The sequence below is a fragment of the Pelagicoccus mobilis genome (assembly GCF_016595505.1).
Lineage (GTDB): Bacteria > Verrucomicrobiota > Verrucomicrobiia > Opitutales > Opitutaceae > Pelagicoccus > Pelagicoccus mobilis.
Genome location: NZ_JAENIL010000007.1, coordinates 16573 through 38951 on the forward strand (window position 1 = coordinate 16573; position 22379 = coordinate 38951).

The window sequence follows — 22379 nt, forward strand, 5'->3', positions numbered from 1 at the left end:
TCACGCGATTATCCGCGTCTATCCAAAAGAAAAAGCTCTAGAAGTAGCTTGGTACGTCTTAGTGCCCTTCGTGGGTGAAACAAACAGTGCAGGATCAAACTAACCTCCTCTTCATCTGCTCACGCAATCAGTGGCGTAGCCCTACTGCGGAATCAGTCTTCCGCAAATACTCCGGCTACGCCACCCGCTCTCGTGGAACCAGCAAAAAAGCGGTCCGTCACGTATCGGTCAAAGACCTACAATGGGCCGATCAAATCTTCGTCATGGAGCGAAAGCACGCCCAACGCCTCCGAGCGGAGTTTCCACGAGAAACCGAATTCAAGAAGCCGATCGTGCTCGACATTCCAGACGACTACAAATTCGGTGATCCTGATTTGATCAATCTCCTGCGAACGAAAACAGATCCTTTACTCACCTAGGCATGCCCATCCCGGACAACATAAAACTCCTCTTCATCGGTGACTCGATAACGGACTGCGGTCGCGAGCGCCGAACACCCGACTCTCCTTGGGATATTCCCACCAACCTCGGTAACGGCTACGTCGACCTCCTCAATGGACTTATTCAAAACCAACACCCCGAATCCAATGTCCGGATACTAAATCGTGGCATCGGCGGCAACACTGTCAGAGATCTTGCTCAACGCTGGCAACGCGATGTCATCCATCTCCAGCCAGATTGGCTTTCAATAAAAATAGGTATCAACGATGTTTGGCGTCAGTTCGACTCCCCTCGCAGTCCGCACGTCCACGTCCTACCGGACGAGTTCGAATCCACATACCGCGAGCTACTCGAACTGACACGGCCTAAGGTGAAACGCCTTTTCCTCATCACCCCCTACTATTTGCATACCGACTCACTTGACCCGATGCGGGCTCGCATGGATGAATACCGCCAACATGTCATCACATTCGCTAGCGAATACGAGGCGACTCTCGTAGACTCTCAAATCGCCCTCGATCGTCTTATGAAACACCTCGACCCACTCGAAATCGCAGAAGATCGCGTCCACCCTGGCACTGTCGGTCACATGGCCATCGCCCAAGCTTTCCTTTCCAGTTTATAAATACGCCTAAACATGCGCATCGAACACATTGCAATTAACGTCGCTCAACCCAAAGAAGTAGCAGCTTGGTACATCAAGAACTGCGACATGAAAATCGCCCGCGAAGTTGGCGGCCCTGCAGAGGTCCATTTCCTATCAGACTCAAGTGGCAACACACTGGTCGAGATCTACAACAATCCCAAGGCGGCTATCCCCAACTACGCTGATCAGCATCCTCTGATACTTCACTTCGCGTTCGTATCCGAAAATGCTGACGCGGACCGATCTCGCCTCGAAGCAGCTGGGGCAACCTTCGTGGTAGACGAAACGACACCTGCCGGCGATCGTCTCGTGATGCTTCGCGACCCTTGGGGCCTCGCAATCCAGCTTTGTTGCCGGAAGACCCCAATGATCTAGATTCCACCTCGCAGGTAGCCTGCTCTAGAGCCGATCAGCATCAATCTTCAAGACCGCTGCTGTTGAGGTGTGGTACTTCCCTCCCATAAGTGCGAGAAACAGGTGAGTCGGCTTGCCGTCGGTGAACAAGATCTGAGGGCGCTCGAAACGTTCTACCTCCCCACCGAGGTAGTGCTTGCTCGTATGGTAACCTAGCATCGGTTCGGACCAATTGACGCCATCTTCCGACTCAAGCAGAAGACCGACATGCGCGTGGATCACCCCCATGTCACGCATCACCATATAATACTTCTTTTTGTATTCAAAAACATAAGCATCCTCCACCTGCTTGCCCAAATGAGAAAAACTAACGAGCGGATTCTTGGGCAGCTTCTTGTAAGGGCCTTCTATCCTATCAGCGACTGCTAAGCCCATCTTACGCAAGTTGTCGTTGTGCTTGTCCCAAGCTTTGTAATAGAGCCAATACTGTTCGTCACTTTTCTGCAGGAACGCAGGATTCGTAGTTAAGAAGCTATCCCAATCCTTGAGATCCTTACTCGTTTCGATGATCGGATCATCGCCAACTCTTTCCCAAGGGCCATACAAGCTATCGGCAAGCGCCAAGCCTACCCTTTGAGTCGACGCATGATGGGCACCGGTCTGATTCGCAACCTCCAGATTGTTTCCAATGAAGAACAGAGCATACCGATCTCCTACCTTGTGAATGGTTGGATTATGAATCGTATCCGCATCCCAATGCCCGGGTCCTCGCCCTTTTAAAACAGTACCCAAAACTTCGTAAGGCCCTTCCGGCGAATCGGCGACAGCATGAGCGATCTCGCTATTTCGCAGCCAATTACTATGTCCTCCCGGCCAACGCGAAAAGAAGACATGCAGCTTTCCATCGTCTCCCCAGATCGGCGAAGTCCCCCAAACATTCCAACCTTCCTCTTCGAGGATTCGTGTGCCTCCACTGAGCGCCTTGCTGAAGTTCGACTCCTTGTATTTTCCATCCTGATACAAATTAGATTGGTGTTTCTTCTTTTTGCGAGGCTCTGGTTTCTCCTTCATAGACTCAATTGTCGCCGCACTCGTGATGATCCAGCTATCTTCTTTTTGCGGATCATAGTTCTGATTGAATACAGGATCCTGAGCTCCCACTTCCTTTCGCCATTGATTAAGGTCTCCCATCAATTCAGCCGCTTTTTCCGGAGAGCTAGCAAACAAATCTTTTTGCTCCCCGATGTCATTCTTCAGATTGTATAATTGAGGCAGAGCTTCTTCGTAAACATGGATCAGCTTCCAATCCCCTTTGCGAACCGCGCTATGCGGCTTTGCTCCCTCCAGATGATAGTGCGGATAGTGCCAGTAGATTGCTTCGCGGCCAGCATCTCTTCCAGTTAGTAGATGCTCCTTGAAACTGAATCCATCCACCTCCGGTCCCAAAGCATCGGCCCCCTTTACCCCCGTCATGTCCAAGATCGTCGAATACAAGTCAGGAGATATCGCCAACTCACCCGAGGTCTTTCCCTTCGCAATTTTTCCCGGCCAACTGACAATCAGTGGCACCCGCACCCCACCTTCAAACATGTCTCCTTTACCAGAGCGAAGCGGCCCATTCTTGGTTACCTTCTTTCGGTTGTTTTCGTAGTTCCCACAAAGCCCACCATTATCGCTGCTGAATATAACAATCGTTTCCTCTTCGATCTTCGCCTTCCTCAAAGCCATCATCACATCACCTACCGCATCGTCCATGTGCTCAACCATGGCAGCATAAACCGGATTCGTGTGAGTTGCTCCTTTCTTCGTGAGCGCTTGATACTTCGCGATCTTCTCTTCACTGGCCTGAAGCGGCGTATGAACATTGTAGAGCCAGAAGTTCAGGAAGAACGGCTGATCGCTCTTCGCGTTTTGCAAAATGTAATTCTTCGCCTCCTTCGCCAATCGCTCCGTGAGATACTCCCCATCCGGTCCATCATCCATACGAGGATTGGTGTACGGGCTAAAATAACCACCGCCCCCATGCGCTTTGGGCGAACCGGCTTTCCATCCGCCGATGTTTTCGTCGAACCCTTGATTCTCCGGCCAGTGCTTCGGCTCTTCTCCAACATGCCACTTACCAATGTGGATCGTCTTGTAGCCTGCATCTTGAAGCTCTTCCGCTAAGGTTACCTCCTCCGGCTTCATCTCCATCGTCCAATCCGGCACCCCGAGCTTCGCATACGGCTTAACATGGCCCGTGATCCAATCCGTCACATTGCTGCGCCCCGGATACTTGCCGGTCATTATGCTAGACCGTGTCGGCGAACAAACAGTACAAGCCGCATACGCGTCGGTGAAGAGCGTTCCGTCTTGGGCTAAGCGGTCCACATTGGGAGTCTGGTGTAGGTCGCTTCCGTATACACCCACGTCCGCCCATCCAAGATCATCCACTATGATCAAAACGACATTGGGTCGACTCGGGGCAGCCGAACAATCCATTGTCTCAAAAAGCATCGAGGCAGTTAGGGTGAGGAGAAAAGCGAGGAAGCGAGGAGCAAATTTCATAGCAGCTAATTTCAGGAAATCAAAAGGACGAGGCTCAGCCTAGCACAGCTATGCCCAAATACAAAATGGAGTCACTTAACCAGAAACGGTGATTTCTTACCCTAACGCCCGAACGCGAGACATCGCCCCAGACTGCGGGGCACCTCAACATTTCCAAAAGTCCTAACACGGTGCCGAACGTAGCAACTCGTAGCGCGGTGCTTTAGCCCGCTTCACCGCTGCAGGATCCGCCCTTTTTGGACGCGGGCTAAAGCTCCGCGCTACCTTTTGCACCCCCACAGCAATCAAGCTGCGGTCCTCCTACGCGCTTCTAGGGCCACCGGGTACCGAGCCCGACCAAAGGGGGGCATCGTTCCGAGCGAAGCGACAAGACCGGACTGCACAGCAGGGCCGGAACACCGAAGGTGAGATTCCCATCTCTAGAAACGAAACGAGCGAGTGACTCGCCGATCTACTGGAAATGCTACACACTCCACTAGGGCCACCGGGAATCGAACCCAGATCTAAAGTTTAGGAAACTCTTGTTCTATCCGTTGAACTATGGCCCCAGCACGGGTCGGCCGTCAAAAAAGCCGAGCTGGCAGATTTCTGTCCCATGGGCCCTTCACTGTAAAGAATTAGCTGCTGCGAAAATCTCGTTTTCCGATATTGACAAGGGTCCGCGAAGGCCTAGTTTCCGCCGTTCCTTATGAGCACAGAGAAAAAATCACAGAGCCTAACGCCACAAGAGCTGGACTTCCACCACGCTCACATCCTCGCTCGCTACGTCACCGAGACTGGCAAGATCCTGCCAGCTAAGATGAATCGCATCAACGCGAAGCAGCAGCGTAAGATCACAAAGGCAATCAAGCGCGCTCGCAACTTGCGCTTGATGAAGTAGTTCCCGCTCTCGAAGCGAGACTTACTACGCACGCGGGACCTGGTTGGCCCGCTCGCTCTTCACGCACATGGCGAACATACTCCAACCTACCGAGGAAAACTTACGCGACCTGCGTAAGTTTTTGCTTTTTGGGGGCTTAGCCGGCGTCCCCACCGAAACCGTCTACGGCCTCGCCGCCAACGCCTTCGATCCGGAAGCCTGCTCCAAGATCTTCGAGGTCAAACAACGCCCCGCGAACGATCCCCTCATCTGCCACGTGCCAGATGTCAAAGCGCTGGAAAAGATCTGCGAAACCAACCCGCTGGCCCTCCGACTCGCCAAACGCTTTTGGCCCGGAGCCCTCACCTTCGTGCTCCCCAAAAAGGACACGATTCCGGACATCGTGACCGCCGGACTCGGCTCAGTCGCCGTCCGCTGCTCCGCCCACCCGGACTTTCATCGATTGGTCGAGCAATGCGAGTTCCCCATAGCCGCCCCAAGCGCGAATCCATTCGCCTACATCAGCCCGACCACCGCTCAGCACGTCGAAGCGAGCCTCGGCAGCAAAATCAATTTCATTCTGGACGGCGGCCCCTGCCAATTCGGCGTCGAATCGACCATCATCGACCTGCGAGACGAATCCAATCCACGCATCCTCCGCTACGGCGCTCTGCCCATCGAAGAGATCGAAGTCGAGCTCGGCCGCTCTATCGACAAACCAGCCGTCACGACCGCTGACGAGTCCGTCCAGCATCTCGCGCCCGGAGCCCTCCCCAAACACTACAGTCCCCGAACTCCGCTCGAGCTCCGCGGCGGACTCTCGCCGGAGGATCTCGAAAATCTGGCAGACAACGAAGCCGCGCTGCTACTTTCCCGTCCCGCAGGCGATACGCCCGCAAACGTGTTCTGGCTTTCCGAAGACGGCAAACTCGCCGATATCGCGTCCAGTCTCTACGCAAAGATGAGAGAGCTCGACGAATCCGGTTTCGATAAAATTCTCGCCGAAGAAGCCCCAGAACTCGGACTCGGACTCGCCATCAACGATCGCCTGCGCCGCGCCTCGTTCAGGTAGAGCCTAGCTGGGTCTACAAAGGCCCTAGTATCGTCTCATGCGTGAAACGTAGCGCGGTGCTTCAGCCCGCGTCACAGCAGCAGGGCTATTCTCATTGAGGATGCGGGCTGAAGCACCGCACTACCACATTCGACGCTCTATGTATGACGAGTTCCTATTCTTCCCCGCCCTGATTCTCCGAGACGGCTTCCGCCTCTTTCTCCTCCTCGGTAAGCACTCTGACTTGAGCGGCGAGGATACGACGTTCATCCACCTCGCTCACTAGGATTTCCAAATCATTGATGCGAACCGACTCCCCCTGCTGAGGCATGCGGCCAAGCTGATAAGTAATGTATCCACCAAAAGTGGACACTTCCTCTGCTTCAAACTCGACTCCAATTTCATCGGCCAAATCGTGCAAAGCAGTCAGGCCATCGACCTGGAAAATCCCGCCCGACTTTTCGGTCACCAAGGCTTCCTCCTTGTCAAATTCGTCCTGAATATCTCCCACCAACTCCTCAAGCACGTCTTCCATCGTCACAGCTCCCACCGTTCCCCCAAACTCGTCCTTCAAAAGGGCAAAGTGCTTCCGAGTTTTCAAAAACCGCTGCAAAACCGTCTCTAACGGCTCATCCATCGAAAACGTGATCATCGGACGCTTCAAAGCTCCCCAATCAATATTCGTTCCCTCCTGCCCGCTACGAAACGCATCCTTGATATGCACGATGCCGACGCAATCATCCAGATCCCCATTACAAAGCGGAAAGCGCGTGTGCCCCGTCTTGCGAGCGATCTCCAAACTCTCCTCCGCCGTATCCTCCAAATCGATATAACGCAGCTGGTTCCGAGGAATCATGATATCATGCGCCACCCGCTTCCGTAGCTCCAAGGCATTACTCATGATGTTCTCAGCCATCGGAGGCAACTCGTCCCCCTCGTTCACCAAAGATCGGATCTGAGCCTCCACATCGAGAAGATTCAAATCCAAATCCGGATCCAGCCGCAGCACCTTCAGGACAAGCCCGGAAAAGAAATTCAAAGTCGCAGAAAGCGGCTTCGCCAAGAATCGAAAGACAAGCACGAAAGGCAAAGACCAGCGAATCGTGGAGACCGGATGCTGCAAAGCCATCGCTCGAGGCACCAGCTCACCCAAAACGAAGTGAGCCGTCACCGCCACCAGCAAACTCATCACCAGCGATGTCCTCAGCTCCATGCCCGGCGCCCACCCCATGCGGAGCGTCAGCGAATAAGCCAAAGGCAAAACAAGAAACGCCGCCCCGATCGAAAACACCGAAATCCCCAAGCGCAGCAGCTTGATCGTCGAGCTCATATCGTCGAGCAGAGCGCCCACTCGCTCAGATTCGCGGACCTCAATCATGCGTGCCGACCCAAATCGCGTAAAGCGAAGCTTCACAAGACTGAACTCAGCACCCACAAAAATCGCGTTCAACGCGAGGAGCAGCGTTGCGCCAACCGCGCAAGTCGTCAGTTCGAAGGTAGAATAAATATGTGTTGGAGTCACTAGTGAGTCGCTGCGGCGAAGGATCGCCATCGGAAGCGTTCGACGCTCCCAAGCAGGCCACTAAGATGCTCGGTTCGCCCCTAGGATTTCAAGAACGAAGTGAGCGCCTTCAAAGCGACCTCATTCTGCTCCGGCAAACCGATGCTCACCCGCACCCACTCCGGCATCCCATAAGGAGCCAGCGGACGCACAATCACGCTCTGCTTCTGCAGTTCCTCGAAACAGCCTACACCATCTCCCACCTTGACCGTCACGAAATTCGCGAAACTCCGGATGTATTCACAGCCCAAAGACATAAACCCAGTCTCAAGCTGCATCCTGCCGATCTCGTTCGCCGCCCGGCAATCCTCTACAAACTCACGATCCCCCAGAGCCGCAATCGCCGCCGCCTGAGCGATCGAGTTAACGTTAAAGGGCTCTCGCGCCCGGTTAAGCAAGGACACGAGCTCAGGCGAACCATAACCATATCCGATCCGCAGACCGGCCAGTCCAAAGATCTTCGAAAAAGTCCTCGTACAAAAAACCTTCCGCCCCGCCGCGATCAAATCCCGCAAATCCGGAGCCTTGTCCACATACTCCGCATACGCTTCGTCCAAAACGAAAAGCACGTTCTCCGGCAATTTATCAATGAACGCCCGGATCTCCGCCTCCGAGTTCGCCGTGCCGCTCGGATTGTCCGGACTCGGCAAGAAGACCACCTTCGTCTTCTCGGTCACCGCCGCAGCCATCGCATCCAAGTCGTGCGTGAAGTTGCGCATCGGCACCTCCACCGGCGTCGCTCCAAAGAGCAGCGTCACCAGCTTATAGACGATAAACGCGCCCTTGCCCATAACCGCCTCGTCTCCAGGCCCCAAAATGGCATGCCCAAGAATTTCCAACACCTCATTCGAACCGTTGCCGACGATGAACTGCTCAGGATCGAGCCCCCGGTAAGCCGCCAACGCTTTCTTCAACTCGTAGCATCCACCATCTGGATACAGCTCGACCTCCTCCATCGCGTTCTTTCCAGCTTCAATCGCCGCTTCAGAAGCTCCCAACGGATTTTCATTGGACGCAAGCTTGACGATCCCATGCGGATCGAGCCCAAGCTCGCGAGCGACCTCCTCGATCGGCTTACCCGGCTGGTAAATCGGCTGGGAAAGCAACTCCGGCTTCACGAGATCTGTATAGCTTGTCGACATGCCCCGCATTCAGGAGAAACCCCTCGCCGAGATCAAGCCAGTCTTCCCTGCAGAAACGGAGCCCGCCGCTTCCCGCCCTTGGGACGACTCTAAAACAGCCTAGAAAAACGACCCGCCGCCCGTCTCAACCGCCGGCACATTCAACGCTTTCACCCCACTCGAAATCACTTCCTTCCGAAAGGGAACCGACATGAGATAAGGCCACTTTATGAATCCCGCCGTGTTGTCTCGATAAAACTCGTCGCTCACGCTAAACTCCACCCCGTCCGGATACCAAAGCTGGTCATCGCCTTCCTTAAACTTGTTCTCCGCCCGAACCGCCCCTAGGTAGGTGATCTTCCCTTCCTCAACAGTAAAGGTTATCGGCTTCGGAAGCCGACCACTCCAGATACGATCGTTTGGATAGTCCATTTGCCTCAACGTGTATCCGTATATCTCATACTCGCCCGCAGGCACCGCTTGACACACGACCACCCCAAAGCCGCCCAACTCCTCAAAATCAGCCTCGGGGTACTGAGCGGTTCGCGAACCGATCCCGAACTCCTCCAATCGCGGAAAGAGCTCCACGCTCCGATACTGGAATAGGTAGCCATGATACCGAAACCCCTGATGCGACTCGAAAGCATCCGCCTTCAGGTTTTCGTGAAACCCGTGCCCGTTAACCGAAAACATCACATACCCCTCCCCCGCTTTCGCTTGGGTCGTCTGACTGAATTTACCACCACTCCCCACCTGGCTCGTCGTGTCGCAGGCAACCAGAAAAAACATCGAAACAAGGGATAAAACAAGAGGACGGATCATACGCTAAACCTCTCTCACGGACTAAGCGCTTCTGTCAATATCCCAACCTCTCAACGGATCAACCAACCGCGACAACCGCATAGAAAAACCCGGGCGAATCCCCATCCGCCCGGGCCCTCCTCTAGTTTTTCTGGGTTCCTCAAATCCACACCAGAAAAATTGTTCTAACCATATTGGAACGAATGGTAGAACGAACAACTGCTATGCCTGAATGAGACCGGAAAAGAAATTTTCTGTTTCCTCTTTTTGACGAAAAACTCACGAGCTTTGAAAATTCGTTTTCTCACGCGCGGGTAATCCACAGGAGCAGCTTCGTTCTGGAAATTGACCGAACATCCCACCAATCTACTCCCCAATCCCTCCAACTACTTCATTATGAGCCCCCTCCTGCGCGTATTCCTCGTCCTTTCCACCACCCTGCTCTCCTTCTGGATACTCACCAGCGGCAAGGAACTGATCATCCCCTTTGTCCACGCCGTGTTCATTTGGTACCTGATCAACGTCCTCTCCACCGCGATCATGAAGCTCAACATCCGCGGGCGGACACTTCCCGCAAGTCTTCGCTATCTCGCGTCCGCGTTGGTCATCGTCGCCGCCCTGGCGACCCTATTCAATTTCATCACACAAAACGTCAGCCAAGTCATCAGCGTCGCTCCGGAATACCAAGCCCGGCTTCAACCCCTCATCGACAAGGCCCTCGGCTGGTTTCCCCTCGAAGAGCCCCCCAGCCTCAGGGAATTCATCGCACAGTTCGACTTAAATACCATTATTTCCGGGCTCGCCTCCTCCCTCGCCGGCATCGCCAGCAACGCCAGCATCATCGCCATCTACGTCATCTTCCTCTTTCTCGAACAACGCAGCTTCGGCCCAAAAATCCGAGGCATGACCCGAGGCAACACCAGCACCTCATCAAGCGAAATCTTCGAAATCATCACCGAGATCGACCAAGACATTCGCACCTACATCGGCATAAAGACCCTGACCAGCGCCATCACCGGCATTGTCAGCTTCAGCATCATGGCAGCCATCGGACTCGATTTCGCAGCCTTCTGGGGAGTGCTCATCTTCTTCCTAAACTTCATCCCCACCGTCGGCTCCATCCTCGCTACCATCTTCCCCTCCCTCCTCTCGCTGCTAGTCTTCCAATCACCCCTCCCGATCATCGGAGTCGTAGGCGGCGTCACCGCGACCCAAGTCCTCGTCGGCAACGTCCTCGAACCGAAGCTCATGGGCAACACCCTCAACCTCAGCCCGCTGGTCATCCTCTTCTCCCTCAGCCTCTGGGGCGCTCTCTGGGGAGTCACCGGCATGTTCCTCTGCGTGCCAATCACCGTCATCACCATGATCGTCTGCTCCCATTTCCCCCAGACACGCCCCTTCGCCGTCCTCCTCTCCGCTAACGGACGCGTCCGCGGAAAACGGAAACCAGAAGAGCAAAGGTAGCGCCCCTTGCCCCCAACGGGCATTCTCGCCCTACCGACGCCTCAACACCAGCGTCCGATTCGTCCCCTTAAAAAACTCGTGATCCACCTCCTGAATACACGAGTCAAAGCCCAACACATCCGCAAGCTCCAACAACTCATCGAGATACGGATACCGCTCGCTCCCATTATCCACCACCGGGTGGATCCGCGCCTCCTCCTTCGCCACGCGACACAACTCCTTAAACGCCGCACGGTGAAACTCCAAATCGAGAGTATCCGAGTAGATAAACAACAAGTGCCCGCAAAGCACCACATCGAAAGCCCTGTCTTCGAATTCCAAATACGGCAGACTTCCTTCTCGATAACGCCCCAAAGCCTTACCAGTGGAGTAGTCCGCTAAAAAACGGAGCAAACCTACGAAGCGAACAGCCTCCGCCTCGTCGATCGACCGATACGTTCGCTCTACGAACGTATCCGGCGGAGCCAGACGTACCCTATCGAACATCAACCGAAAGTCCGCCATCGCCAGATCGCGGACCGCAGCCGGACTACGATAAAAAATCGGATCGACTCCGATCGCTCTAATCCCCACCGCATTCGCTTCCGCCACAAACGACGACGGACCTGACGGACATTCCAATACGGACTTCCCGAACAAGTCTCTTTCATCGAGACCGAAGCATCTCAAAAGCTCCTCATACGGACGGCCAAAAAAGTAGATAGAAGTAAGCTCAAAAATATTCTGTGACATGATAAAAGTGACTCTAGTGTTACCCCTTTCGCAAAGAAGGGTTGATCATTAGTAGAATCTAAAAGGTAGCGGCCGTTGTCCCCAACGACCATATCGATGGTTCGCCATGCATGCGACGACCAAAATTTGGATACAAAAAAACCTGCTCTCCCATTCGGATAGCAGGTTCGGCAATTCGTTAGCAGGAAGCTCTTAGCTTCGCCATCGCCGAACCTTAGAACCACGCCACCACGCGCCCATCGAAAGAAGGACGTTCGCGAAGGTTACAAAGGTGGCTGAAAGTTTCATCGTTCGGCGATCTGAAATAAACAGAGCTGCAATGACAAGCACGAAAGCGCGCCCGCTCAGTCGCAATACTCAGACATGTCGTACAAGTTAGGATCCTTCTTGCTTCCCAACAACCGGCGACGAAGCCGGCGGATCTTCCCCGCAGCGCTAGAGTCTCCGCCCTCTCCGCCAAGGTCGTCCATCCCATCCAACGCATCGCCAAACTCATCCTCCAGCGCCTCCGGGTCTTCACCTGCTTCAAGACGGCCGATCATCTCATTCATCTCCTCAGGCATCTTCTCGCCCGTGAGGTCCGTCATCTTACGCATGAGGTGAGCCATCTGTTTCGGGTCCGGATTATCCTCGTCCATGCCAGCCATGTCCCGCTCGAGCTCAGCCATCACCCGCTCCATCTTCGCATCGTCCATATCGTCCAAAGCATCCGCATCAGCCGGATCCTTGGCATTCCCAACGAATGCGAAGCTGCTCACCTTCTTCTGCATGGTGTACTCCGCATTCTCCGGACAACGAGGCGTCTTGTCGCCATAGGAAAGCGACTTCGCGAGAAAAGAGTAAGTCGTATTATTCTCAGGGCAGTAAAACTCGTAGATCGGCATACCAATCTTCGAAAGAATCCCACCCACAGATGGCAAGCGGAAAAGGTAGGGCGTGGGTGCCGTCCCTCGCCTCGTCCCCAACGCTACCCAACTACCGGAAAACGCGCCTCAAAACAGGCACCCCCTTGGCTTCGGTTCGACGCGACCAAACTCCCGCCATGCTTCTCCACAATCTCCTTCGAAATCGACAGCCCCAACCCCAAACCAAAACTCCCGCTGGAATTCTTGGTCGTAAAGTTCGCCTCGAACACCTTCTCCAGCTTGTCAGGATCGATCCCCGATCCGCTATCTTCGATCCGTACCAACACCTCTTCGCCTTCCTGAATCGCAGTCACGCAGATCTCCCCTCCCTCTTCCGTCGCATCCATCGCGTTCGCCAACAAGTTCGTCCAAATCTGATTCACCTCTCCCAAATTGCAGGAAACCTTCGGCAAAGGACTTAAGTCCAGACTCAACTCATAACGCTTCAGGCGATTGTTCAGCACGGTCAGCGTATCACGAATCCCTTCCACCAAATCGCTATCTTCCCACTCCGATCCGCCTTGCTTGCCATAGTTACGCAAACTCGTAACGATTTTTCCGATACGCCCACCAGACAGACGGACCGCCCTGAAGCAGACCCCAAGCTCGTAAACAGCAAGCAAGCGATCCAGATCCTTAGACTTCCTCTTCACATACGGGCCAATCAACTTCAAAGCCGGATCGGTTAGCTGAGCCATGCGACGCGCCATCGGCCGCCCCACTCCCTGAAAGTCCACCATCACCGCATCCATCCGCGTACGCTTCTCTTCCGGACTCCAATACGGACACTCCCAGCCCTCGCGAATCAACTCCTGCTCCACCTCCCCTTCACTCTCCATGCGAACCGCCTTTTCCAAAGCATCCTTCGCTGATTCGATCCCTCGCAGCAAGGCTCCCACGGGATTGTTGATCTCATGAGCGATACCGGCCAACAACTGCCCCATCGTGGCTAGCTTTTCCTGGTTCACCAAACGGTTCGTCGTTTCCTCCAGCCGTTTGAGCGTATCACGCAATTGGTTACGTTCGCTCTCGAGCTGAGCAGAGAGTTTGTCTCGAGCCACCTGAGAGCGAATCATGTTGCGGTAGCGATCTGACAAATTGCGCACGAACAAGCCCTGTACCGCGCGAACAAAATCCGGACGCTCCGCCGTGAGCGAATCAAACAGCTGGCGATCAATCGATACGCACGCGATCTCCGTATCCGCCACCACACTGGCAAACACCTCCGTTTTCCCCCAGAAGCTAGTCAAGCCCAACAACGCCCCCGGTCCAAACGTATCAACCTCCAAGGAACACCCCGACTCGTCCAATTTCAGCAGGCGAGCCCGCCCCTCCATGAGAATGATCAGGCTATCGTTAAGCTCGCCCTCACGTAAGATCGTTTCCCCTTCCTGAAAGCGGCGACGCGATCCCTTGAGCTGAGGCAACGCCTCCACCAAAGCCCGCATACCTTCTTCCGAAAGCGTCGACTCCGAAAAAACGCTCTTTAGCGAGTCATCCATACTGATCAGATCACGTATCCGAAATTAAACCACGCTTGTAGGAGTGCTCCGCCAAACGAGTCGCGTCCAAAATCGACATATACGGAAGCGGATCAATGTTCCTTGAAATCACATAATCCGTCAGCAAACGCTTCGCCGCCTGCAAAAGGCCTTCCTGGGTCCAAGGTTTCGACACGTAAAAATCCAGACCAGCATTGTTGATCGCCGAAACTGTCGCTTCCAATCCAGCCTGCCCAGTAAGCAAAGCCTTCCGAGAACGCTTCCACTGCGGCTGCCCATCGAGCCAACTCAAAAATTCGCCACCCGTCTCCTTAGGCATCACGTGGTCGCAGAAAATAAGCCCGAGCTCAGCGCCCTGAGCATCGATCCGCTCCAAGACTTGACGCGCCTCGTCAGCTGAAGACGCGATCTCAAGCGGGAACACCTCTTCCATAGTCGCCAAGTCTCGCTCGACCGCTTCGAGAACATCCGCCTCGTCATCAACGCAAAGAATATATATCTGATTCATCTTCGTATCCAATATTCGAGTTTAGCTCACAATCAAAGGCCAGTAAGCGATACCGCAAACGATAGCGAGCAACACGCCTGCCACGCCTACGATCACCCCTACTTTCGCCATATCCTTCGTTTCAATGATTCCAGTCGCCATCGCGATCGCATTTGGCGGCGTCGAAATCGGCAAGACCATGGCGATACTGATAATCGCCGTGATCGAAACGATCGAAGCCACTAAATTGAAGTCTCCGGCGGCTGCTAGAGCTGCTCCAACCGTGATCGCCAATGGCATAATCATAGTAGCCGAAACCGTGTGCGAAATCAAATTCGCGATCAGATAGCCGACCACTCCAAACACCACGATCACCCCGAGCGCTCCTAGGGAGTTCCAGGACACCAAGCCGATCAGCCACGCAGCCAATCCAGTCTCCTTGAGCGACAACCCAAGCGAGATGCCACCTCCCACCAGCCAGAGCACCTCCCAAGAAAATCCGCGAATGTCCTTCTTATCCAAAACACCTAAAGCCGGCAAAATAGCCACCGGGAGAAACGCGATCATCGTCGTCGAAATCCCATGCAACTTCTCCGTCACCCACAGCAAAACCGTAACCGCGAAAATCACATAAGACGCGATCGCCTTGGCAGATTTGTCGAAGCTGCCCGCAAGCTTGATTTCCAGAGTATTCGCCTGCGGCTTGAACAGCGCGAGCAGTACCCACCAAGCAAATACAAGCAAAACGATAGTGAACGGAACGGCCATCACCATCCAAGTCGAGAAGGAGATATTGATGCCAGACTCCTTGAGAGCAGCCAACGCCACCGCATTCGGCGGCGTTCCGATCGGAGTCGCGATCCCGCCGATATTGGCAGCCACCGGAATCGCCAAAGCGACGCACTTCCGAAACGGGTCAGTCGACGAGATGCTAGCCACGATCGGAAGCACTACCGTCATCATCATAGCAGTCGTCGCCGTGTTGCTCATAAACGCGGAAAGCGTCGCCGTACACAACATCAAGCCCAGACAAACCATCGCGGGACGCTTCCCAAACGGCTTAAGCAAGACCCGCGTCAAACTCCTATCCAAACCAAACTTCACCGCTGCCGCCGCCAAAGCGAAGCCGCCAAGAAACAACATGATGATCGGACTCGCTAGCGTGTGGTAGAACGCCGTGTACGAAGTCGCTCCCGCCGTTATGGAGCGATGCTCAGGATCCGCGATCACCAGCGAGTTCTCATTGAGCCCCTCTCCCCGAACCGCCAGCGTGCCATCGCCGAGATCCACGACCTCGCTCGGCCGTACAACCTGAAGCGCCTTGTTCGACTTGTTGAGATAAAGCGAACCATCCTCGCCCAAACTCTCAGCAGGCACAAGCAAAGCCCCCGTCTCGTTCACCGAAACCTCCGCCAGCGGAGCCGTGCGAACCGAAAAGATGAAGCCCTGGCTACTCAGCAACATGATCTGCAAAAAGATCACCATCATCGAAGTCGCGTAGATAGGAATCGGCTCCATGATCCAGAAAACCGCGGCCAAAATGAAGATGCCCAAAGTGATCTGCGCCGGCAGCCCCAACCCCGGGATCGGTATAAAGATAGCAGCCAACAAGCCTGCAATTCCCACTAAAAGACCGAGAAAAGTCTTAAGTTTCATTCCAATAATATCTGTGTAAAAGCGGCGCGTGAGCCGGATTCAATTAGCGTCGCTTATCGACGCGTCGTTCAATAAAAGAATAACTACTCGTCATTTCCCTATAATCAATCCTAAAGACGCTTAGAAGATACTTTGCGTCGAGAATAAACCAGCCCGACCGAGCTTATTCGATCTCCGCCAATACAGATTCGACGCTGCGCACGCGGTCCTCCGGAAAGAATCCATTTATCCGCGCTATGATCTGCTGCAGGATTCCATCCGGACACGAGGCGCCGCCCGTCACCAAAACTCGAACACGCTCTTTCTCGGGCAAAAACGGCCGCGTTTCCATGCCCCCCTGCTTGGGGTTCTTCGGGTCGTAGGGAAAAATGAAATGCTCCACCTCAGACTTCGATCGGATGTTCCCTTCCGACTGGATATAGAACGCCCGATCCCCAAAACGCTCCTGGCAAAGACGGAACAGCTGAAACGTATTCGAACTGTTCTTACCACCAACCACGATCGCCGCGTCGATATCCTCATCGAGAGCCTTCGCCAACGCGTCCTGATTCACTTGAGTCGCGTAGCAAAGCGTATCCCCCTTGCTGCTCATAGCTAGATGCTCGGTGATATGCGCCTCCCCGTAGGCCGCCGTCAGCGTCTCTTCCAAGTAAGCGATAATCTTGAGTGTCTCATTTCGCAGCAGCGTAGTCTGGTTAACCAAAGCGAGACGATCCAGATCCTTGCTCGGGTCAAATCCCACCGAAGCCCGCGAGACAAACGGAGCAAAGAGACGCTGTTTGTCTTCCTTTGTCTCCGCCAAGATCACCTCACCCAACTGGGCCGCTTCCTTCATGTCGCGGATCACCACCGAAGGGGCGTACTTGGCGCTGTTGGAGAAGGTCGCCTTCGTCTCCTCATGCTCAGCCTTGCCATGGATCACGATCGTGTACCCCTGCTGCCCGTACCGCCGCGCCGCCTTCCAGACCTTTTCCACCAGCATGCAGGTCGCGTCGTATTGACGGATCGGCAAGCCCCGCTCGATCAAGCGCAGCTTATCCTCGTCCCGAGCTCCAAAGGCCGGGATGATCACGATATCCTGATCGCTCAGCCCCTCCCAGTATGGAAGCCCCGTCGCCTCCTCGATCACCGGCACCCCCTTGTCGCTCTGCAAGTACTTCAAGCCTCGCTCCTGCAAATCCTGGTTAACGAAAGGATTGTGAATGAGCTCGCTCAGCATGAACACCCGCTTACCAGGGTTAGCCGCCAAAGTCTCGTAAGCGCGCTCGATCGCGTTTTGCACCCCCAGACAAAAACCGAAATGACTGGGCAACAAATATTCAGCCGCTCCGAAATCCAAGCGGGCCGGGCTCGTCGCAGAACGCTCCTTCGCCCGCTTCACCGCCTTGATCGCGTCACACAAAGCGCTGTGGTAAAGCGCGACCGACGTATCGTCGACTTGGTAAACCTTCCGGTTCCGCTCCTTCTCCGCCCGGAAGCGATAAATGTAGTCGTTGGCGTTCAGATACAAATACGGCACCCGGATCGCGTTCGCCCGCAAACGAGCCACGCAAAGCTCCGGCAGCTTCGTCTCCTTGTAAAACTCCCGCAACGAGGTCGCCAGCCAACCGCCCTCCGCCATATCCGGCGGCAACTCCATGTCATCCAAGGCCACGAAAAAGAGCCCCTCCTCAATCGACACGAGCCTCTCCTCGCGCCCCATGGCTCGGAGCGTCTTCGACGCCTGAGCAACCGCTTCCTCGCCAAACGCAAACGGCTTGAGCTTTCCGCAGTTCTTGCCACGGCGGGTCACTATCTTGCTGTTGCCTAAAAACAAGCAAACGGTCGTCTCTTCGACGGAGATTTGGGCAGGCTGGACTGGTTGGTCAGAACTCATCAGCCGCCCATTCAAACGAGGCTCCCACACACCGCAAACACAGATTCCACCGGAAACCAAAGCGCCTCGTACAGAGGAATTTCGATTGTACCAAATACTCCTTACCCGTTAAGCGAACATTGCTCTCGCCTGCCTTCACCAGATCTCTAAAACTCCCAGCTTCAAACAACAGACCGCTGAACGACCTCCACCGTTCTCCCATCACTATGTCAGATTCATCTGCTAGCGACTCATCATCAGATCAGACCGAAAAGAAGCGACGACTGGACATCGATATCGCTCCGCTCCGCAAAACGGCCGCCGGCTACGACAGCGCAAAGTTCGCCGGCGACGCGCGCGCCGCATTCAACGTAGCCCTCCTCGCCTTCCCTCAAGGCATGGCCTACGCCGCCATCGCCGGACTCCCGCTCCGCTACGGCATCTTCGGTTCCGTCGTCGCCACCGTCATCGGCACCTTTTTCGCCGGCTCCAAGTACATCACCCTCGGCCCCACCAACGCCACCTCGGTCATGGTGCTTAGCTCCTTCACCGCCCTGGGAATCGTCTCCGAGCAAGAGGCCGTATCAAACATGTCCCTACTGCTCATCCTTGTCGGCTTCGTGCTAGTAGTAGGATCGCTCCTCCGAGTCGCTAGCCTGATCCAGTACGTATCTCGAACCGTCATTACAGGCTACATTACCGCAGCGGCCTCTCTCATTATCGCCAACCAGCTGCGCAAAACCCTCGGCTTCGATTTCACACCCGAGGAAAAAGCCGACTCCTCCACCTTCTTCGAAGTCGTTTATCTCACAGCCCGGCACCTCCCCGAAGTCCACTGGCCAACCCTAGGTCTCAGCCTAGCGACCGCCCTCTGCTTCCTCTTCATCGGAAAGTTCTTCAAACGCCTCCCCAACGTCGCCGTCACCCTCATCCTTTCCTCCGTTTTCGCGTATCTAGCGACAAAGTACATCGACGGATTCTCCGTCGCCCTCCTCCCAGCATTGAACGCCAGCGAGTGGGGACTCACCCTTCCCACAAACCTCAGCATCGACACCATCAACATGCTGATCTCGCCAGCCATCGCGATCGCTCTGCTGTGCACCCTCGAGGGCAACTCCATCGGCAAGTCCCTCGCCGCCCGCGACGGAGCCCGCCTCAACAGCAACCAGGAAATGTTCTCCGCCGGCATGGCAAACTTCGGCTGCGCCCTCTTCTCCGGCATGGCCGCCTCCGGGTCCCTCACCCGCTCCCAACTCAATGTAAACTCCGGCGCCTTCACTCCCCTCTCAGGCCTTTACTCAGGCATCATCATCGTTGCAGGAGCGTTTGCTCTGGCCGACTACATTCAATACATCCCGACCGCCGCCCTCGCAGTGGTAGTCATCTCCATCGGCATCTCGCTCATCAACAAGCACCAGCTCAAACTCGTCACCAAGAGCACAAGATCCGACACCATCACCTTCTACGTCACCTGCGCCACCGGACTCGTCTTCGCGCTCGACTTCGCCATCTACATCGGCACCTGCGTATCCATCGCCCTCTTCCTCAAAAAAGTGGCCAGCCCCGAAATCAAAGAAGTCGCCGTCGACGACGCCGGCCAAATGGGCCAACTACAAGACAAGCAGCAACGCTCCGACCCCGAAGTCTCCATCGTCCACGTCGAAGGCGAACTCTTCTTCGGCGCCGCCGAACTCTTCCGCGATCAGATGCGACGCGTCTCCGATGACGTCAATCTCAAGGTAGTGGTCATGAAACTACGCAACGCCTACAATCTCGACGCCACCAGCTGCATGGCCCTCGAAGAGCTCATCAAATACATGAACGAGCGCGACCGTATTCTCCTTGTGAGCGAAGTCCGCCCCGACACCATGCGCATCTTCGAAAATTCCGGTCTCAATAAAGTGATCAACCCGATCAATCTATTCGCGGACGAAGAAAGCAACCCCACGCTCTCCACCGCCAAAGCCCTCAAGAGAGCCCGTCAAATCCTCGGAGGCCAAACGCCAAAAGTCTCCATCTACGCCAAAGACAAAAGGTAGGAGGGCAACGTGTCTTCGGCGTTGCTCGAGTGTCGTCACTATCGTTCCTCGGTACCGTCGTTGCCGAGTTGCAGGATCAAGATGCACGTACACAAAAGCGGAGACCGTACCCACAACGTCATGACAGCGGTGATGTTCCTACTCTTCCTCATCACCGGCATCCTAGCGGCTCTCTCCCTCCTTCACCAAAAGCTCTACAGCCCATTCGGGATCCTCACCACCGCCGATTCCGGAGCCAACTTTTACTACGGCATCAGCATCTACATCACCATAGCCGCCACCCTCCTCACGTCCGCCCTCATCCGCATCGCCCTGCGAATCACGAAATAGCCTCCGGTAGCGCGGTGCTTCAGCCCGCGTCAGCAATACAGGAGGCCATAGGCTCTTCCTCTAATAAACGGCTAGCGGGCTAAAGCACCGCTCTACGAGATAACCTATTCTCCCTCGTCTTCCTCGTCGCCGAAGATCGCATCCACGTAGTTATCAACTCGATACTCTTGCAGGTCCTCCGGCTTCTCACCGAAACCTAGGAAATAAATCGGCAGCTTCAGCTCACGGTAAATCCCAACCAAAGCGCCGCCGCGACTCGTGCCATCCAGCTTGGTAACCACCAAACCATCGAGGCCAAACTTTTCATTGAAGACCCGAGCCTGCTCAATCGAGTTCGAGCCCAAGCTACCATCCACCACGAGCAGGCTATAGTGTGGAGCTGCCTCGTCGTGCTTCTGCAGGACGCGGCGAATCTTCGCCAGCTCGTCCATCAAATTACTCTTCGTATGCAGACGCCCCGCCGTATCGATAATCAGCGTATCATGTCCACGCGACTTCGCCGCCTGGTAAGCGTCAAACGCCACCGCGGCGGAATCCGCGCCATGCTGCCCCGCTACGATCTCCAAACCGAGACGCCCCGACCACTCCTTAAGCTGCTCTATCGCCGCCGCACGGAACGTATCGCAAGCAGCCACCATCGGGTTTCGACCATCCTGCTTGTACTGGTAGCCGAGCTTCGCCGTCGTAGTCGTCTTCCCAGAGCCATTGACTCCGATCAAACAGATCACAGTCGGCTTGTCTTCCAAAAACTGGATACGCCCTTCCGAACCATCGAGAACACGCTTAAGTACGGAGCCCCCGATCGCCGCGACATCCTTGCCACGCAGATCCTTGTCTTTCTTATAAGCCTTCTGCGTTTCCTCGATGATCTCCTCCGTCGTCTCGTAGCCAAAGTCGGAAGCAAAAAGAGCTTCCTCCAATTCTTCGATCGACGAAGCGTCCAGCTTCTTGCGGCCGAAGATCCCGCCCGTCTTTTCAGCGATGCTCTTCGCCGACTTGGCTAGCCCATCCTTGAACTTCTTAAAAATCGATAACATCGGATGCCTATTCCCTTCCTATCGTATCCGCTTTTCGATTACTCCCAACTCGCTGTGCGAGACGGACGATCAAGCTCGCCTTTCAGGCGGTCCAAGATCCCGTTTACGAAACGACGCGACTCCGAAGTGGAGAACTCCTTGCTCAGATCGATCGCCTCGTTGATCGTAACCACAGGCGGGATGTCCTTACGGTGCAACAACTCGTAAACCGCCAAACGCAAAATCGCTAAGTCGATCTTTGCGATACGTTCGAAATCCCAGTTCTTGGCTAGGCTCATGATCTTATCGTCGATCTCGTCGGAATACTCGACGATCCCATGCACCAGCTCTTCGGCGAAATTATAATAGTCGCGCTCCTCCTCAAGACCCTCGAAGAAAATCCTCAAGTCATCCGTCAAATCCTTCGGACGATTGATCGACCAGGCATAGACATATTGCATCGCCGCCACTCGACACAGTCTGCGTTGAGACTTTTTACTCTCAGACATATTAAGAATAGTTGCGACGCAGCTGCGCCATTTCCAAGGCACATTGCCCAAACTCAGTTCCCTTCGGGATAGACCCGATACAGCGCTCGCGCACCTGCTCCTCGTTGTCTCCCACGATCAAGCCAGCCACCACCGGAGTCCCAGTGGTAATCGCCACTTCCTGCAAACCATAGTTCGCCGAGTCCGATACCATTTCATAGTGACGCGTCCCGCCAGCGATCACCACGCCGAGCGCGATCACCGCGTCAAACTTGCCTGACTCCACCAGAAACTTCGCCGCCACCGGCAACTCGTTCGAGCCCGGCACTCGCTCCACCACGATCGCGTCATCCGCCACACCAGAACTCTTGAGCGCTGCAACCGCTCCATCGAGCAGGCCTGCGACATACTCCTCGTTAAATCGTGCCGCAACGATCCCAATCCGGAAATCGGATCCATCAATTTGCAGCGAGGAAGGCGATAATTGGCTCATAGTAAGAACGAGTTAAGAACAGCGACGTGAG

General features: G+C 54.9%; 21 protein-coding genes and 1 tRNA gene. 8 read left to right on the top strand and 14 right to left on the bottom strand.

The genetic code is table 11. The features are described 5' to 3' along the window. The first annotated feature begins 86 nt into the window (after positions 1 to 86). Genes JIN87_RS04745 through JIN87_RS04755 form a run of 3 tightly spaced genes read left to right on the top strand, consistent with a single transcriptional unit; the run spans position 87 to position 1462 of the window. Entirely contained in the window at positions 87 to 419 is a 333-nt protein-coding gene (locus JIN87_RS04745) for a low molecular weight protein tyrosine phosphatase family protein (RefSeq protein ID WP_200354381.1), read from the top strand. 2 nt (positions 420 to 421) lie between these two features. Next, positions 422 to 1066, top strand: coding sequence for an SGNH/GDSL hydrolase family protein (locus JIN87_RS04750; protein WP_200354382.1), 645 nt, complete (start codon positions 422 to 424; stop codon positions 1064 to 1066). A gap of 12 nt (positions 1067 to 1078) precedes the next feature. Then, entirely contained in the window at positions 1079 to 1462 is a 384-nt protein-coding gene (locus tag JIN87_RS04755) for a VOC family protein (protein ID WP_200354383.1), read from the top strand. 24 nt (positions 1463 to 1486) lie between these two features. Here JIN87_RS04755 and JIN87_RS04760 read toward each other — a convergent pair whose 3' ends face one another. Both JIN87_RS04760 and JIN87_RS04765 read right to left on the bottom strand, forming a co-directional pair. After that, positions 1487 to 3988 carry a sulfatase-like hydrolase/transferase gene (locus tag JIN87_RS04760; RefSeq protein WP_200354384.1) on the bottom strand — a complete coding sequence of 834 codons (2502 nt, stop codon included), beginning with the start codon at positions 3986 to 3988 and terminating at the stop codon, positions 1487 to 1489. Positions 3989 to 4464: 476 nt separating this feature from the next. Beyond that, positions 4465 to 4536: transfer RNA gene (locus JIN87_RS04765), tRNA-Arg, on the bottom strand. A 140-nt stretch (positions 4537 to 4676) separates the two neighbouring features. On the opposite strand from JIN87_RS04765, the gene rpsR reads away from it, so the two are divergent. Both rpsR and JIN87_RS04775 read left to right on the top strand, forming a co-directional pair. Further along, the gene (rpsR, locus tag JIN87_RS04770; RefSeq protein WP_200354385.1) at positions 4677 to 4868 is read left to right on the top strand and encodes a 30S ribosomal protein S18; all 192 of its coding nucleotides are present in this window, start codon (positions 4677 to 4679) and stop codon (positions 4866 to 4868) included. 67 nt (positions 4869 to 4935) lie between these two features. Next, entirely contained in the window at positions 4936 to 5919 is a 984-nt protein-coding gene (locus JIN87_RS04775) for an L-threonylcarbamoyladenylate synthase (protein WP_200354386.1), read from the top strand. Positions 5920 to 6073: 154 nt separating this feature from the next. Here the strand turns inward: JIN87_RS04775 and JIN87_RS04780 are convergent, their stop codons facing one another. The 3 genes from JIN87_RS04780 to JIN87_RS04790 all read right to left on the bottom strand — a co-directional run bounded on the left by JIN87_RS04780 (position 6074) and on the right by JIN87_RS04790 (position 9402). Beyond that, positions 6074 to 7450, bottom strand: coding sequence for a hemolysin family protein (locus JIN87_RS04780; RefSeq protein ID WP_200354387.1), 1377 nt, complete (start codon positions 7448 to 7450; stop codon positions 6074 to 6076). A gap of 50 nt (positions 7451 to 7500) precedes the next feature. Next, positions 7501 to 8601, bottom strand: coding sequence for a histidinol-phosphate transaminase (gene hisC, locus JIN87_RS04785; protein ID WP_200354388.1), 1101 nt, complete (start codon positions 8599 to 8601; stop codon positions 7501 to 7503). A 99-nt stretch (positions 8602 to 8700) separates the two neighbouring features. Continuing rightward, a complete protein-coding gene (locus JIN87_RS04790) occupies positions 8701 to 9402 on the bottom strand; it encodes a hypothetical protein (RefSeq protein ID WP_200354389.1) in 702 nt (233 codons plus the stop codon). A 375-nt stretch (positions 9403 to 9777) separates the two neighbouring features. On the opposite strand from JIN87_RS04790, the gene JIN87_RS04795 reads away from it, so the two are divergent. Then, positions 9778 to 10845 (top strand): AI-2E family transporter, encoded by a 1068-nt coding sequence (locus tag JIN87_RS04795; RefSeq protein WP_200354390.1) that lies wholly within the window; start codon positions 9778 to 9780, stop codon positions 10843 to 10845. A 30-nt stretch (positions 10846 to 10875) separates the two neighbouring features. On the opposite strand, the gene JIN87_RS04800 is transcribed toward JIN87_RS04795, so the two are convergent. From JIN87_RS04800 to ispH, 6 genes are all read right to left on the bottom strand, one after another. Further along, positions 10876 to 11577 (bottom strand): class I SAM-dependent methyltransferase, encoded by a 702-nt coding sequence (locus JIN87_RS04800; RefSeq protein ID WP_200354391.1) that lies wholly within the window; start codon positions 11575 to 11577, stop codon positions 10876 to 10878. A 344-nt stretch (positions 11578 to 11921) separates the two neighbouring features. After that, complete coding sequence (locus tag JIN87_RS04805; protein WP_200354392.1) at positions 11922 to 12461, bottom strand: FmdB family zinc ribbon protein; 540 nt, start codon at positions 12459 to 12461, stop codon at positions 11922 to 11924. Positions 12462 to 12544: 83 nt separating this feature from the next. Continuing rightward, positions 12545 to 13984 (bottom strand): sensor histidine kinase, encoded by a 1440-nt coding sequence (locus JIN87_RS04810; RefSeq protein WP_200354393.1) that lies wholly within the window; start codon positions 13982 to 13984, stop codon positions 12545 to 12547. A gap of 10 nt (positions 13985 to 13994) precedes the next feature. After that, the gene (locus JIN87_RS04815; RefSeq protein WP_200354394.1) at positions 13995 to 14492 is read right to left on the bottom strand and encodes a response regulator; all 498 of its coding nucleotides are present in this window, start codon (positions 14490 to 14492) and stop codon (positions 13995 to 13997) included. Positions 14493 to 14513: 21 nt separating this feature from the next. Continuing rightward, on the bottom strand, positions 14514 to 16127 hold the full coding sequence (locus JIN87_RS04820; RefSeq protein WP_200354395.1) for an SLC13 family permease: 1614 nt from the start codon (positions 16125 to 16127) through the stop codon (positions 14514 to 14516). A gap of 163 nt (positions 16128 to 16290) precedes the next feature. Then, positions 16291 to 18003 carry a 4-hydroxy-3-methylbut-2-enyl diphosphate reductase gene (gene ispH, locus JIN87_RS04825; protein ID WP_234033238.1) on the bottom strand — a complete coding sequence of 571 codons (1713 nt, stop codon included), beginning with the start codon at positions 18001 to 18003 and terminating at the stop codon, positions 16291 to 16293. A gap of 206 nt (positions 18004 to 18209) precedes the next feature. Here ispH and JIN87_RS04830 point away from each other — a divergent pair, with 206 nt between their 5' ends. Further along, positions 18210 to 20021: a SulP family inorganic anion transporter gene (locus JIN87_RS04830; RefSeq protein ID WP_200354396.1), complete on the top strand. Its 1812-nt coding sequence runs from the start codon at positions 18210 to 18212 to the stop codon at positions 20019 to 20021. Between the two features lie 81 nt (positions 20022 to 20102). Then, positions 20103 to 20351, top strand: a complete 249-nt coding sequence (locus JIN87_RS04835; RefSeq protein ID WP_200354397.1) for a toprim domain-containing protein — start codon at positions 20103 to 20105, stop codon at positions 20349 to 20351. Positions 20352 to 20455: 104 nt separating this feature from the next. Here the strand turns inward: JIN87_RS04835 and ftsY are convergent, their stop codons facing one another. From ftsY to ribH, 3 genes are read right to left on the bottom strand one after another with little or no spacing between them, the layout of a single operon-like run. Then, entirely contained in the window at positions 20456 to 21388 is a 933-nt protein-coding gene (gene ftsY / locus JIN87_RS04840; protein WP_200354398.1) for a signal recognition particle-docking protein FtsY, read from the bottom strand. A gap of 38 nt (positions 21389 to 21426) precedes the next feature. Next, on the bottom strand, positions 21427 to 21876 hold the full coding sequence (nusB, locus tag JIN87_RS04845) for a transcription antitermination factor NusB (RefSeq protein ID WP_200354399.1): 450 nt from the start codon (positions 21874 to 21876) through the stop codon (positions 21427 to 21429). Between the two features lies 1 nt (position 21877). Next, positions 21878 to 22348, bottom strand: coding sequence for a 6,7-dimethyl-8-ribityllumazine synthase (ribH, locus tag JIN87_RS04850; protein WP_200354400.1), 471 nt, complete (start codon positions 22346 to 22348; stop codon positions 21878 to 21880). Between the last annotated feature and the right edge of the window lie 31 nt (positions 22349 to 22379).